We start from the raw sequence: 13,501 nt of genomic DNA on the forward strand, positions 1-13,501 counted from the left end.
TAATGTGTTTTTAGGTGATTGGTAATGAAATCAAATGTAATTCAATTGTATTGATAAAATACGACTGCAATCTGTTTAAATAGTAATGTGTTTACTTTAAAACTAATCCTATTTTTGACGCCATAAACCCTAAATAGTTACATGAGATTTTTTCCAATAACGCTGGCGCTGGTGCTCTCGGCATTTTCCTGTTTTTCTCAAAAAACTGCCCTTATTGAACATAAAAAAGATTCGCTTTTTATAGTTTATGACCACGCCGCAATTTTTTCGGGCAAGGTATCAACTACCGGATCATCTTATATAGTTCAGCAACAAAGTGAAACCGTGAACGGCTGCACTTATCAAATTGTCACGGTACGTACAAAAGAATTAAAGCCGATTCAGTTAAACGCTCATATTACCGGCAGCGAGCAATCTGTCGCCTGCGAAAGTGAACCTGCCGACGGTCTTATAAAAGTAGTAAGACATGTGTTTGGCAAAAGTACAAGCTTGTTAAATAATGCGGTGTACGAGCGTAGCCAGGACTGGTTATTTTCTGTCGATAAGTTTTATTCTAAAGTGAAGATCATACCACGGGATAAAGGATACGATCTGGACGTTTCGGGATGGGAAATAGTAATCCGTTTCAGGCCGCTGTATTATCAAAAACACAGGGGGCTTTCCTATTTTAACCCGTCAGCCTATAACATATGGAAAAAGCCGGTGGTGGGTTGGTGTAGTTGGTTTGCTTACTTTGATCAGATAAATGAAAAGGAGATAAAGGAAACAGCTGATGTGATCAGCGAAAAGCTAAAGCCGTTTGGACTCGAATATCTTCAGATCGATGACGGTTATCAACAATTACCGGTCGGCTTGCCTGATACCTGGCTGCAGGCGAATAAGAAATTTCCATCCGGTTTGAAAAACCTGGCAAGCTATATCAATTCAAAAGGGCTAACTCCGGGTGTTTGGACCAACGTGTCATTTGCAGATTCGGCGGCTGCATTTAAAAACAAGGAATTATTTGTAAAAGATCATACCGGGGCCCCTGCTTTAGGCAACTGGGTAGGCTATGTGATGGATGGGGGTAACCCGGAAACTATTCAACAACTCATCACCCCTGTTTATAAAGGATTAAATAACGATGGATTTAATTATTTTAAATTAGATGCCATCAGGCATTTAAAATATGAAGGCTATAACTCCCACAAGGATTATTTTAAAGCAAAGAACATCGATAGGGACGAAGCTTTCAGAAATGTAGCCAAAGAAGTGAGAAAGCAAGCCGGGAGAGATAAGTTTTTATTGGCTTGTTGGGGCATCAGGCCGGAGCTGGTAGGAATAGCCGATGGCTGCAGGATAGGAAACGACGGCTATAGTTATGCTGGTTTGGCTCAATTTAACTCGTACAATAATATCATATGGCGAAATGACCCTGATCATATTGTGTTAAGCGCACAGGAAGCTTATAGAAGCTGCACCGCCACCTCGCTTACAGGTTCATTATTTATGCTGACGGATAAGCCGGAGAAATACCAAAATTCCCCATTAATTGAAGCAGCGCGTCGATCTATCCCGGTTTTATATACCCAACCGGGCCAGGTTTACGATGTTGATCCTTCGCGGTCGGCATTGATTAGCCAGGCCGACGTGGAAATGAGCGGTAGCGGCCCCAGACCGTTTGATGCCAGCAGTACCACTACAACCGGGTTGTTTGAACTGGAGATCAACAAGCCATTTGAGAATTGGGTAGTTCTGGGCCGGCTGGATGAACGGGATAAAGTGCTGCCATTTAAAGAATTGGGGTTAGATGAAAAGAAGGAGTACCTGGTGTTTGAATTCTGGTCAAAAAAATATGAAGGCGTTTTTAAAACGCAATTTATCCCTGGCAGGATAGACACAGCTATCAACTGCCAGGTATATTGTTTTCGCGAAAAACTGGCTCATCCACAATTATTAGCCACAAATCGCCATATTAGTTGTGGTGGATTAGAACTGAATGATGTGGAATGGAAAAACCGTTCATTGGAAGGTGCAAGTGAAGTGGTAGCCAACGATAAATACACCATTTACATACACGAAGATAAGCAGTTTAATTTCACTGGAATATCTGTGAAAAATGCAATGTTGATGACCAATGAAAAAGATGGGGACATAAGAAAGATCACACTGTTTTCGGATAAAGGTGGTATTGTGAACTGGAAAGTGAATTATAAATAAACGAATCGTAAAACATCACCTAGCTTAGATATTCTGCATGAAAAAAATAATTCCGGGCTTAATATTCCTTTTATGGCTTAACGTGAGTTTTGGTCAAAAATCGAATCACGATTTACATTTTGATACACTTGCGAAGCAATGGGATGAAGCAATCCCGCTGGGAAATGGTATGCTTGGTGCATTAGTTTGGCAAAAGGGGGAGCGTCTGCGTTTTTCTTTAGACAGGGCTGACCTTTGGGATATGCGCCCGATGAAAGGTTTGCATCGAAAGGAGTTTAATTATCAATGGGTTATCGATCACGAAAAGTCAAAAGACTATGCACCGGTACAACAATACCTGGATGCGCCATATGATCGGGAACCGGCGCCTTCACGCATTCCGGGCGGTGCATTGGAGTTTAATATTAAAAATTGGGGGCAAGTGCGGTCAGTCCACCTATTTATAAATGATGCCTTGTGCGAAGTAAAATGGACGAATGGGATTACACTAAGAACATTTGTTCATGCAACGGAGCCTGTTGGCTGGTTCAGGTTCGAAAATTTAAAGACTGACTTTGAACCGCAACTGATAATGCCCAGGTACCAGGGAGCAGTAAAAACATCCGGTGACCCGGTTGGTGGCGACGATCTGTCGCGATTAGGGTATGTTCAGGGAACTATTAAACGCAATGGCAATAGCATTAGCTACCTACAGAAAGGCTGGGGCGGATTTACTTATGAAATTAATGTAAGATGGCGGAAAATAGGTGCTGGGATAGTTGAAGGCGTTTGGAGTATATCCTCACAATATCCCGGTAAAAAAATAAATACCTTGGCATTTATCGTAACTCAACAGGCGTTGAAAAAACGTTATTCAGATACTTATGCGGCACACGCCTTATGGTGGCGCAGCTTCTGGAATAAATCTGCTGTTCATGTACCTGATACTTTAATAGAAAAACAATATTATCTGGAACAGTATAAATTTGGTTCAGCGTCAAGACAGGGAGCGCCGCCAATTTCTTTACAGGCGGTATGGACAGCCGATAACGGGCGGATACCACCATGGAAGGGGGATTATCATCATGATCTGAACACCGAGCTAAGTTACTGGCCCTGCTACGCTGGCAATCACTTGCAGGAAGGCATAGCTTATCTTGATCATTTGGATGAAAATAAAACCAACTACAAGCGCTATACAAAAATGTATTTCGGGAAAGAGGGTTTAGCAGTACCGGGAGTAACTACATTAGATGGAACCGAAATGGGCGGCTGGATCCAGTATTCTCTGTCACCTACTGTATCCTCCTGGTTGGCCCAGCATTATTATTTGCAATGGCGCTATAGTATGGATAGAAATTTCCTTAAAACCAGGGCCTATCCATGGGTGAAGGATGTGGCTGTTTTCCTTGAAAGTTTAACCTTTAAAGGGGATGACGGCTTTCGCAAATTACCGATCAGTTCGAGTCCGGAAATAAATGATAATGATTTAAATGCATGGTTTCCGCAGAATACCAATTATGACCTGGCGCTAATGAAGTCGACATTCAAAATAGCAGCTGAGTTAGCCGGAGAAATGGGGTTAAAGAATGACGCTGCTCATTGGAGAAAGGTACTGTCGGAGTTTGGAGATTTTGCAATAACATCTAACGACGAACTGATGTTTTCGCCGACGATGCCTTATAACCAGTCGCACAGGCATTTTTCGCACATGATGGCTATCCATCCGCTCGGATTAATAAAATGGGAGGACGGAAAGCAATCGCAACACGTTATAAAGAATAGTGTTCGTTTATTAGATAGTATAGGTCCCGCTTACTGGTGCGGATACTCGTATGCCTGGCTCGCTAATATGAAAGCAAGGGCTAAGGATGGTTATGGGGCAGCCAAAGATCTGCAGATATTTGCAAAAGCTTTTTGTTCGGTTAACAGTTTCCATTTGAATGGTGATCAGACAAAATCCGGCTACTCAAAATATCAATATCGTCCTTTCACCCTTGAAGGGAACTTTGCATTTGCGGCAGGCTTGCAAGAAATGCTAATACAAAGCTATGCAGGTTTTATAGAAGTTATGCCCGCTGTACCAACTGAATGGAAGGATATCAGGTTTGAAAACCTTCGCACCGAAGGAGCGTTCCTGGTGAGTGCATCAAAGAACAATGGAAACATGGCGCTTATTAAAATAAAAAGTGAAAAAGGGGGCAGATGCATTGTTAAAGCGGATATTCCGGTAAAACAGGTAAAAGTGCAAAGCAAATCATCAGTGAAAATCCGTCAAGATCAGGACGGCAAAACACTGGTTGAAGTTGAATGTAAACCGGGAGACCTTATTTCCATTGTCAATGGTCAGAATTGATATTATTATGCCAAACGCCATTATTGAAACACCGCGCCTGATTCTGCGCCAATGGAAAGAAAGCGATCAGGATCCGTATATCAGGCTGAACTCAGACCTGGAAGTAATGGAGTTTTTCCCTTCCGTGAAAACCCCCACTGAGACTTTGGCTCAAATAAAAAAGATAGCTGCTTATATTGGTCAGCATGGATATGGGTTTTTTGCCGTAGAGAGGAAGGACAATCATCAATTTATTGGCTTTACCGGCGTATGCGAACCCGGATTTGATGCTTATTTTACACCTTGTATTGAAATAGGCTGGCGGTTGAGCAAAGAAAACTGGGGACAGGGTTTTGCAACCGAAGCTGCATTGGCCTGTCTTGATTTTGGATTTGATAAACTTAATCTCGCCGCGATTTATTCATTTACCTCTATTCATAATAAACGATCAGAAAAGGTGATGCAGCGGATCGGAATGAGTAAAACGGGAGAATTTGACCACCCCTCAATTGCTGACGGACATTGGCTGAAAAGACATACTGTATACAAAATAAGTAGCGCTCCAAAATTATAATGGCAATCTAATTCCGGTTTCTGGAATTTGAGTTGTAAAAGCCCCAACTTTGCAGCCAGTTTTCAAATCGTTTATTATTAATAGAATTATTTCGTTATTTCGCCTTTTATAGCATTTTATGCCGTATTTGCCGAAATGTTAAATAGTGTAAAATAATGGTTACCGAAATAATTAAAAAATAGAAAACCCGTTATCAGCGTAAATAAAAAAATATGAATAAACTTAGACTCGTCACTTTTCTCTTGTTAGCCGGATTATTTATAATAGAGAGTTGTAAAAAGGATACCATTTACGGTAGTGCATACACAACCAAACCTCTCCAGGCTAATATTAACAGCACGGTATGGGCACCGGATACCATAACTAATACGATAACTTATAACTCAGCTAATAGCACCAAAACTCTTCTGCTGGAGGGCACCAAGTCCCAGAAGCAGATAATCATGACCATTAAACTTAATAATGCTTCTAATACACCCGGCTTTACAATTGGAACCTATGATATAGATGCGTCTTCAGTGCTTGTCGACTATAACACACAGGTATATTCTAACGGACAATATGTTTTTTTGCCGCACGGTACCGTTTCAGCGGGTAGCGGAACTATAATTGTTAGTTCGGTTGACTCAGTTAAGAAACAAATTACGGGCACTTTTCATTTTTATTCCCGTTCATCATCTGTGGATAGTACCGGGAACACGGTTATCACCATTGATAATATTTTGGGCGGAGAATTTACCAACTTGCCATACACCTTCACCAGCAATTGATCCCGAAACTTTAAACAAGCATCACATGTATCCAAACAATATCAAGAGAATATTTACAGGACTAATTATAGCAGTTTTTGCACTTATTGCTACAGGTGCCCACGCACAGACCCAGACCCCGGCGCCGACGCCTACCCAGGTTAGTTATTTTGGATTTTTTGGCGGGGTATCTAATCCGTTGGGTGATTTTAAAAAAGCCGATTACTACAATAACAAAGCAGGTTTTGCCAAAAAGGGGTTAACCTATGGGTTGGACGGGACCTGGTATTTTTATAAAAATCTTGGTTTAGGCGGGGCTATTACTTATCAGGATAACGGCGAATTGAACCAGGCCAACGCTGATAGCCTTGCAGCCGGATATACCAGGTCTTTCAGCGCTGATTATTCGAATATAACTGCGACAAAGAGATATCAAACAGTAAATATCCTGTTGGGACCGCAATATACTTTTGCAAAAGGAAAGTTTTTGTTGGACCTAAGAGCTTCAGCAGGTATATTAAAGGTTTTCTCAATGCCTGAAACCAGTATCACGCTAAGTGGTGTTACAGATCAGACAGCAACATTTTATCAAAAGAGTACATCCTCTACCGTATTAGCCTATAGCGGAACAGCCGCTCTGCGCTATAAATTGAGTGACAATGTGTTCTTGACATTTCGGGGAGCATATCTTTACTCACAAGGCCCATCAGTTACTAATCAGGACCGTACAACAAACATCGGAAGGATAGTAACTAAGCAACCATTTAATACCATCAACACCACCATAGGTCTTAACTTCGGACTGTAATAAATTCCGGATCATTCCTGAAATCCTGCCTGGCGAATGCTGAGCGGGATTTTTTATTTACCGAAGCAGGCCGATAGTCAGTGTAATAATAAGGATCACAGCTAATGGACGCCACACACTTTTGTATTTGTAGTTGTCGTCCGGAAAATACTTTTTGTAGAAATATTCAGCCAGTATCCCTCCGCCTATTATCTGAGACACCAAGCTGTAAATAATAAATTGTGTATTGTGAAGTAATGCCATCCTGTTTATATTGGCAGGTAACTTCAGCACACTGCCAATTACCATAGCTGCCACAAATTGATAAGCGATAGAGAATAATAATATACCGGTTGCTTGTCTTTTAAATCCTACGGAACGCAGGTTAATCATGAGCAATATTCCGCCCATAAGTGGTGCAAAAAATACAGAAAAGGCCAAAATGGCCCATTTAGAATAAATGGCTACTTGTCGCTGTTGGGGTTGCTGTTCATCTATATCCTGAAAATCCATGCGCAAAGATAATATCATTTGTCCGGCTTACCGTACCAGAAATAACAAATGCCTGCCGTAATACCGACAGGCATTTGTCTGATGGCAATTACTTCATTAATTTTCGGCAACAACGTGGGCTGCAATGTTTGCTGTAGTGCTACCAGAGATATAAATGGTATAAATATGCCCGGATTCGAAAGTGCCAGGTATACTAAGCAAAGCACTGGATGAGCCTGTTGCATAAAGCGAAAGAGCGGCAGCCGCATCAATATCGTAATAAATCGAAGCTGCTTTATAAGCCAGGCTTGATGCTATTTTTGATCCGGTAGTCATACCGAAATCGGCAGCGGTGCTTAAAGCGGAGCACAGGTTAATAAAACGGACACGGATCTTGCCGGACTGAGGTGCTGTTCTGTCATCTTCAAAGCTGCCGTAAGATTTTCCATCAGCATAAAATACGCTGTAGTATTTGCCTGCTTGCAGCGATAATGAAAATGAAGTATTGACTGTAGTTGTGCCTGAGTCTTCAAATTTTCCCTGGTGATTGCCGGTACTAGCGGCCACGAAATCCGAACTTGATCCATAACTTACGGCTGAAGCAGTTAGTTTTTTATCGTCCAGATAAAAATCCTGTGCCGCCGAGCCTTCTGCGGCATTGGTTACTTTAACATAAGCCGACATGTTTTCATTTGCATCATTTTTCTTTGAGCATGAACTTAATACCAACGCCAGCAATACAACTGCAACTATTGATAGTGATAATGATCTGAGGTTTCTTGATTTGGAAGCTGTTTTCATAAAATGATTTGTTATACTATTTCACAAACCTTCTGTCAAATGCAGAGCCAAGCAATCTGGAGTTTGTTCTTTTGGTTTAAATAATTAACTGATATTTAATTAAATAGCTTCTTTACTTTGAACCATTAACTGATTTTAAGTTTTGCAGTTAATCGTCTCAAATATTGTACACAAACGACCACTATAATAAAAAATGGCCGGTAGTTGTTGTACCGGCCATTTGTATTATATGAAAACAATCAGCAAATCACTGCATTAGTGATTTGGAGGCGTTGTTGGACTTGTTGGTGCCGTAGGGCTCGGGGTGCTAGGAGGTGTTGTCGGGTTTGATGGCGACGTAGGGTTAGGGCTTGTAGGCGAATTTGGGCTAGGGTTTGGCGGATTTGGACTTGGGCTGGTTGGGTTAGGGTTAGGATTTGGCGTAGGTGGATTTGGGTTAGGGGTTGGAACAGGGGCAGGCGTAGGAGTTGTATCGTTTTTTCTTTTTTTCTTTTTGGTCGGAATAGTATCTGAAACAGCTGCCGTGTGATTGGTAATCACCGCAGTACCGTTTGTATAATGCTCACTCTTTGCTGCGGCAACCTCCAAGACTCCGGCAAGAACGGCCGCCATAATAAATGCACTTAATTTTCTCATAATGTCTGTATTGAATAAAATATTAATTAAAAGAATAACAATGCTGTTTTTATTATGTTTTAATTAAATTAATTTGGTTAACAGTTAATATTCTGAAACTGCCATAATTCGGAATTGTTATATCTACAAATAGAATTACTATGAAAAAGATAGGTATGGTCTGCCTAATATTGGTAATCGCATTACTGGCGGCATGCATCAATCATTCTGACAAAAATTCAGAAAGGGACACGGTGGGTAATCGATATGGTGCCGACACGGCAAAAATTGAAAAAATGAAGAATGATACTGCAGCAGTAACCGATAAAACAGGGGATGCTTCAAGCCTGGATAATAGCGGGTCGGGCGGCACCAATGGCGCGAAGGACACAACCCAAAAGAAAGCAGAACCTAAAAAGAAATAAGTATGGCGGTAAAATCAAAAAAGAAGACCCGTAAATGGTCGGCGAAAGTGACGAACGAGAGCGATGCGCTTACATTGGAAGAAGGGGTATTTAAATCAAAAGATCCCGATAAAATTGCCGCATCTTTGAAAAGATCAGCTGAGCAAAGCCGCCGGCGAAAGGCATCGCCATTTCAAAGTGCCATGTCGATGTTGAACTTTTACGAGAACCGGGCAGGACGAAGTTTGTCCGGACGGCAACGTGCGCCACTGGAAAAAGCAAAGAACAAGTTGAGAAAGTTGTTTGGACGGGATAAAAAATAACTATGTTATTCCATCCATCGCCTGTACCTGTGCCACATAAGCAGGCGGCAGAATGGCATTTTTCAGGATATTTTGCAGGTTAACAAGACGGAACAATTTATAAATAATTAACACCGGCGATAACCAGCGGACACTTCCCAATCCGAGCAGCTTTTTAACGGGCTTCGGAACCAATAATAACTGAGCTTGTATTAATACAAAGTAACGGATAAACCCCAGATGTTTGCGGTACTGGCGATAAAGATCAACTGTAAAATCGCTGCAATATAAGCCGGTGGTTAATTGCGCCTCGCGTTTTATAAGCCAGTGATCATAACTTTTTGCTAAGTCAACAAGCTCCATGCGTTTACCTACGCGGTAAAAAACTTCGAATACTTCTTCTTTTTCAGCATCCGAAAGCTTTCGCTCTAATAACTCATAAGACCGGATTGAGTAATCAATCAGCAAGGATAAAACGTCCAGATAAGCTTCATCGGGAATCTTCATACCTCTGCCGGTTTCCACATTTTTGTGAATTGCTGTGATCTGGTCTATGGCGTGTAGTGCACCATCGTAATCTGAAAACAGGATTCGCCGGGCATAAGTTACTGTGCTGAATAAGCGGCCAAGAGGATCGGAGGGGAGGCGACCGGTAAAATAAAGCCAGTCGACAGATTTATTTAATGCAAATTCAGCTGAGGCTCCTGCAAAAATGAACAGGATAGTGTCGGCTTTGCCCCAAATCTGACTCACAATTGAATTTTTGTCAACAAAATAAGCGCTCATTAATTTCCTCTCCCTTAATTTAAACTCATTTTCCGTCCGGTTCGTATTTTTTCAACAGACAATACCAGCACAATACCCAATGTATAACACCATAGATCCGTAAACGAGAAGCTGTTTCCTAGGATAAGTAATGCTATATGTGAATGCCCTAATCCTAATAGTTTCACGAGATGAAAATATTGCGATATCTCAATAGCATAAGAAAATACCAATACACCCATAGCAGCTTTTATTACTGGTATTTCAACAAAACTCATGATAAAGCAGTACAATAATATTACCACCAGGAAATCGCCCCCATATGGCCGGACAAAATCATCATGCAAGTAAATGCCGATTAATAATTCAACTGCCAGCAATAGTTCTGTAACCAAAAAGTAACCTGAATAAAATTTCATTTTAAAAGTACTCTGTATTGCAAAGTAAATGATTTTTCATTTTACTGTCAAGCGGTTTATGATCTTCAATTACTAAATTATTAGTTAAAAAAATATACTAAAAATGTAATAGGCTGATATTTAATGAGTTGCATGGTCGTTGAATTTAATCATGTGAATAACTATTTGCTTCTGTGGAAAATTAAATTAACCAAAAGGCAAAAACAGCTAAACATTGCAATATCTCCAGCCGTAGAAGAGGGCCTAATTAATTTAAAACTATTATTATGTCCCCCAAAAACAAACTACGTTCAATGGCGGCTACTGTAGGTGTAGCCGCTTTATTATCAGCAGGATTAACATCGTGTCAGAAAGATCAACAAATTGCACCTGCTAATCAAACGGTCACTCCTTCTAATTCAATGGAAGCTGTTAACACTACAAGTTCATTAGCCAGTACCTATGCTATTTCTTCGGCAGTAAGTTATTATGGCAAAAGCAATTTTACCATCAGTGGTTTATCTATTACAGGCGGTACTTATTGTATCTACCTGAACAATTGCAGCAATGTAACGATCACCAATTGCCACTTGGCTAATGCTACCAAGTATGAGGTTTACATAACCGGGAATTGCAAAAACATCACGATGACCAATTGCTTTGTTACCGGCGGTGTATCAGGTGTACACGTAGAAAATTCTTCAACAATCAAGATCAACAGTAATCAGATCAAAAATATCAACGGACCATTCCCTGGGGGTAACTTTGTTCAGTTTGTGAATGTGAGCGGCGGTGGCTGTCAGATCAACAACAACCATTGTGAAGATATCGCCGGCATCGGTAAACCAGAAGATGGATTGAGTGTATATAAATCAAACGGATTGCCGGGAGACTCAATACAGGTGATCGGCAACTGGATAAGAGGTGGTCAGTATTATAATACAAGCGGTGGTGGAGCGGCTATCGTTTTAGGCGATGTAGGCGGATCGTATCAGGTAGCCAGAAACAACATTGTAGTGAATGGCGGCTTTGTGGGTATGCAGGTGCAGGGTGGCTCACACATTAAAATGGATCACAACACTATTTATGGGGCAGTTACTCCATATTCAAACTGCGGTTTATGCTACGGTAACTACTCCGGTACAACCAGTACAGATATAAACATTAGCTATAATAAAGTGAGGTATTACCAAACTTCAGGTAAAGAAATGGATATGTGGGTTGACCCGAAAGCAGGTTATACTCCTATCGGGTGGGGTACTAATACCGGTGGCGCCGCTATTTCTTCGGCGATACTGCCAAGCACAATTATCACATTAAACTAAAATTTCAATTTCAATAACAGCTGGCCCTCTGTAAGCAATTGCAGGGGGCTTTTTTGTGAAAAATACTTTCAATGGGCAGGAGGGCTTTTTTTCTCAAAAAGCAAATGGTTTGGTGCATTTTTACAGAGGATCCTTTTCGTTTGATGACACTCATTCCGGGTCCGCGGACGCCCGCCGTCGTTTCTTCTGAACGGGGTTAAGACTACCGGGCCTGCCAGGCCGAACTATCAATTAACAGAATGATGCTTTTATGATTGTAAATGCTGATTTACAGTGATTTGCGACAACGCTGCGCGATGCTGAAGTGGAGGCATGTAAGTCCCTGATGACATTACTAAGATAGCTAAAAAAATTAGCATACACAAACGAAACTTTCTTTTTCGCGCAACTTTTTCTTTTTTTTTACCTCCCTGCAAAGAGATGTTTAAGGGGACGACTTAATTTTTTGAACAGGTTAGTTCTTTTTTCAACTTCTCTTATTTGGTTTTCTTTTAGTTTATAATAGTCATCAGTTTTAACACCAGGATCTACCTCAGCATTAGCATCAGCTTTAGTATCAAATTTTGAGGTAGTCGGTTTTTACTTCTACTATTTTAAGTTTAGTTTTTTTTTATTTTATGATAGTCTGTCGGATTGATTCCCAAAACGGCTGTCGCATTGACTCCCTGATTGGCTGTCGAATTGGATGTAAATTTTACAGTAGACCCTTTTACAACTGAATTTGTATTTCTCTTTTAGTTTATAATAGTCTGGAGGATAAACCAGAGTAACTAACGGAGCCATTACTGGAGAAGATCACCGGAAATTCTCCGGATGATCGAAACAAGTGCTAACTTCAATCGTTTTATTCAAAATGTCAATCATCATGTGGCTCGAAAAAGACAATAAGCTTTATAAAGCTTTCACTTTTAAAGACTTCTCCAACGCTTTTTCGTTTATGTGCCGGGTAGCGCTACTCGCCGAGAAAATGAACCATCACCCAACATGGACAAACACCTGGAACAAGGTAGAGATATGGCTCAGCACCCATGATGCCGGAGACATTGTGACCGATAAAGACCTGAAGTTGGCTGAGGGGATTGATAAACTGGTATAGAATAATTTCGAATTTTCTATTTCGGATTTTAGAACTTCACAGCTTGATTTTTAATTTAGTATTTAGAGCTTAGGATTTAGGTTTTGTAGAATTTAGATTTTAGAATTTAAATTCTTATCTTTCATGCTACAAAGACTTTATCATGAAGCCATTACTTGTTTTACTTGTAGCTTCGGCAATTGTTTTGACGATCACGCATGCCATTTCAGGTGGATGGGATTACGTTATAGCAGGCAATCTGGGTATGGCTGCCATGCTGGTGTTTACCTCATTGGGGCACTTTATTTATTCGCAAGGTATGATGCTGATGGTGCCCAGCTTTATTCCCGGAAAAAGAATGCTGGTTTATGTTACCGGGGTAGTTGAGGCTTTATTTGCCATTGGGTTGTGCATTCCATCAACCCGCCGCCTTTCTGCCGATCTGCTTGTACTGTTTTTCCTGCTTATATTGCCTGCAAATATTAACGCTGCTTATAAGAGTGTTGATTACCAAACCGCTACATACGAGGGGAGGGGTGTCAACTATTTATGGCTGCGCATACCCATGCAGGTATTCTTTATTGTATGGACAGCCTACTTCGGACTGATTATAGAACAGAACTATTGAATAGTTTTCTGCAATAACTAACACTGCCCCGAATTTTCAACAAATACGGCAATCACAGGCCAATAAATTAACT

The 13,501-nt window shown here is 40.8% G+C and carries 15 protein-coding genes; 10 read left to right on the plus strand and 5 right to left on the minus strand.

Features of this window, described 5'->3' with window-relative positions:
- The first annotated feature begins 141 nt into the window (after nt 1-141).
- The 5 genes from Q3A68_RS17975 (at nt 142) to Q3A68_RS17995 (ending at nt 6,644) form a co-directional block, all read left to right on the plus strand.
- Nucleotides 142-2,199: a glycoside hydrolase family 36 protein gene (locus Q3A68_RS17975; protein WP_302902506.1), complete on the plus strand. Its 2,058-nt coding sequence runs from the start codon at nt 142-144 to the stop codon at nt 2,197-2,199.
- 37 nt (nt 2,200-2,236) lie between these two features.
- Nucleotides 2,237-4,534 (plus strand): glycosyl hydrolase family 95 catalytic domain-containing protein, encoded by a 2,298-nt coding sequence (locus tag Q3A68_RS17980; RefSeq protein WP_302902507.1) that lies wholly within the window; start codon nt 2,237-2,239, stop codon nt 4,532-4,534.
- Nucleotides 4,521-5,087 (plus strand): GNAT family N-acetyltransferase, encoded by a 567-nt coding sequence (locus Q3A68_RS17985; protein ID WP_302902508.1) that lies wholly within the window; start codon nt 4,521-4,523, stop codon nt 5,085-5,087. The genes Q3A68_RS17980 and Q3A68_RS17985 overlap by 14 nt, the downstream gene beginning before the upstream one ends.
- 212 nt (nt 5,088-5,299) lie before the next feature.
- A complete protein-coding gene (locus Q3A68_RS17990; RefSeq protein WP_302902509.1) occupies nt 5,300-5,857 on the plus strand; it encodes a DUF6252 domain-containing protein in 558 nt (185 codons plus the stop codon).
- A gap of 25 nt (nt 5,858-5,882) precedes the next feature.
- Nucleotides 5,883-6,644: a flagellar basal body-associated FliL family protein gene (locus tag Q3A68_RS17995; protein WP_302902510.1), complete on the plus strand. Its 762-nt coding sequence runs from the start codon at nt 5,883-5,885 to the stop codon at nt 6,642-6,644.
- A gap of 57 nt (nt 6,645-6,701) precedes the next feature.
- Here the strand turns inward: Q3A68_RS17995 and Q3A68_RS18000 are convergent, their stop codons facing one another.
- From Q3A68_RS18000 to Q3A68_RS18010, 3 genes are all read right to left on the minus strand, one after another.
- Nucleotides 6,702-7,136: a hypothetical protein gene (locus tag Q3A68_RS18000; RefSeq protein ID WP_302902511.1), complete on the minus strand. Its 435-nt coding sequence runs from the start codon at nt 7,134-7,136 to the stop codon at nt 6,702-6,704.
- A gap of 96 nt (nt 7,137-7,232) precedes the next feature.
- Nucleotides 7,233-7,916, minus strand: coding sequence for a DUF4397 domain-containing protein (locus Q3A68_RS18005; RefSeq protein WP_302902512.1), 684 nt, complete (start codon nt 7,914-7,916; stop codon nt 7,233-7,235).
- 255 nt (nt 7,917-8,171) lie between these two features.
- Nucleotides 8,172-8,552, minus strand: a complete 381-nt coding sequence (locus Q3A68_RS18010) for a hypothetical protein (protein ID WP_302902513.1) — start codon at nt 8,550-8,552, stop codon at nt 8,172-8,174.
- Nucleotides 8,553-8,692: 140 nt separating this feature from the next.
- Here Q3A68_RS18010 and Q3A68_RS18015 point away from each other — a divergent pair, with 140 nt between their 5' ends.
- Nucleotides 8,693-8,956, plus strand: a complete 264-nt coding sequence (locus Q3A68_RS18015) for a hypothetical protein (protein ID WP_302902514.1) — start codon at nt 8,693-8,695, stop codon at nt 8,954-8,956.
- Nucleotides 8,957-8,958: 2 nt separating this feature from the next.
- Nucleotides 8,959-9,258 (plus strand): DUF3175 domain-containing protein, encoded by a 300-nt coding sequence (locus tag Q3A68_RS18020; RefSeq protein ID WP_302902515.1) that lies wholly within the window; start codon nt 8,959-8,961, stop codon nt 9,256-9,258.
- Here the strand turns inward: Q3A68_RS18020 and Q3A68_RS18025 are convergent, their stop codons facing one another.
- Both Q3A68_RS18025 and Q3A68_RS18030 read right to left on the minus strand, forming a co-directional pair.
- Nucleotides 9,259-9,990, minus strand: coding sequence for an oxygenase MpaB family protein (locus Q3A68_RS18025; protein ID WP_302902516.1), 732 nt, complete (start codon nt 9,988-9,990; stop codon nt 9,259-9,261).
- 47 nt (nt 9,991-10,037) lie between these two features.
- A complete protein-coding gene (locus Q3A68_RS18030; RefSeq protein ID WP_302902517.1) occupies nt 10,038-10,421 on the minus strand; it encodes a ribosomal maturation YjgA family protein in 384 nt (127 codons plus the stop codon).
- Nucleotides 10,422-10,687: 266 nt separating this feature from the next.
- On the opposite strand from Q3A68_RS18030, the gene Q3A68_RS18035 reads away from it, so the two are divergent.
- The 3 genes from Q3A68_RS18035 to Q3A68_RS18045 all read left to right on the plus strand — a co-directional run bounded on the left by Q3A68_RS18035 (nt 10,688) and on the right by Q3A68_RS18045 (nt 13,428).
- Nucleotides 10,688-11,725: a right-handed parallel beta-helix repeat-containing protein gene (locus Q3A68_RS18035; RefSeq protein ID WP_302902518.1), complete on the plus strand. Its 1,038-nt coding sequence runs from the start codon at nt 10,688-10,690 to the stop codon at nt 11,723-11,725.
- 853 nt (nt 11,726-12,578) lie between these two features.
- Entirely contained in the window at nt 12,579-12,821 is a 243-nt protein-coding gene (locus tag Q3A68_RS18040) for a 4a-hydroxytetrahydrobiopterin dehydratase (protein WP_302902519.1), read from the plus strand.
- Nucleotides 12,822-12,963: 142 nt separating this feature from the next.
- Nucleotides 12,964-13,428, plus strand: coding sequence for a DoxX family protein (locus tag Q3A68_RS18045; protein WP_302902520.1), 465 nt, complete (start codon nt 12,964-12,966; stop codon nt 13,426-13,428).
- Nucleotides 13,429-13,501: the final 73 nt, after the last annotated feature.

The sequence above is a fragment of the Mucilaginibacter tolerans genome (assembly GCF_030519375.1).
Taxonomy (GTDB): domain Bacteria; phylum Bacteroidota; class Bacteroidia; order Sphingobacteriales; family Sphingobacteriaceae; genus Mucilaginibacter.

Coding starts and splice junctions, on each gene's coding strand:
- Q3A68_RS17985 (WP_302902508.1), top strand. CDS start 4,521: ATGGTCAGAATTGATATTATTATGCCAAACGCCATTATTGAAACACCG.
- Q3A68_RS17975 (WP_302902506.1), top strand. CDS start 142: ATGAGATTTTTTCCAATAACGCTGGCGCTGGTGCTCTCGGCATTTTCC.
- Q3A68_RS18040 (WP_302902519.1), top strand. CDS start 12,579: ATGTCAATCATCATGTGGCTCGAAAAAGACAATAAGCTTTATAAAGCT.
- Q3A68_RS18000 (WP_302902511.1), bottom strand. CDS start 7,136: ATGGATTTTCAGGATATAGATGAACAGCAACCCCAACAGCGACAAGTA.
- Q3A68_RS17980 (WP_302902507.1), top strand. CDS start 2,237: ATGAAAAAAATAATTCCGGGCTTAATATTCCTTTTATGGCTTAACGTG.
- Q3A68_RS17995 (WP_302902510.1), top strand. CDS start 5,883: ATGTATCCAAACAATATCAAGAGAATATTTACAGGACTAATTATAGCA.
- Q3A68_RS18015 (WP_302902514.1), top strand. CDS start 8,693: ATGAAAAAGATAGGTATGGTCTGCCTAATATTGGTAATCGCATTACTG.
- Q3A68_RS18020 (WP_302902515.1), top strand. CDS start 8,959: ATGGCGGTAAAATCAAAAAAGAAGACCCGTAAATGGTCGGCGAAAGTG.
- Q3A68_RS18010 (WP_302902513.1), bottom strand. CDS start 8,552: ATGAGAAAATTAAGTGCATTTATTATGGCGGCCGTTCTTGCCGGAGTC.
- Q3A68_RS18045 (WP_302902520.1), top strand. CDS start 12,964: ATGAAGCCATTACTTGTTTTACTTGTAGCTTCGGCAATTGTTTTGACG.
- Q3A68_RS17990 (WP_302902509.1), top strand. CDS start 5,300: ATGAATAAACTTAGACTCGTCACTTTTCTCTTGTTAGCCGGATTATTT.
- Q3A68_RS18035 (WP_302902518.1), top strand. CDS start 10,688: ATGTCCCCCAAAAACAAACTACGTTCAATGGCGGCTACTGTAGGTGTA.
- Q3A68_RS18030 (WP_302902517.1), bottom strand. CDS start 10,421: ATGAAATTTTATTCAGGTTACTTTTTGGTTACAGAACTATTGCTGGCA.
- Q3A68_RS18005 (WP_302902512.1), bottom strand. CDS start 7,916: ATGAAAACAGCTTCCAAATCAAGAAACCTCAGATCATTATCACTATCA.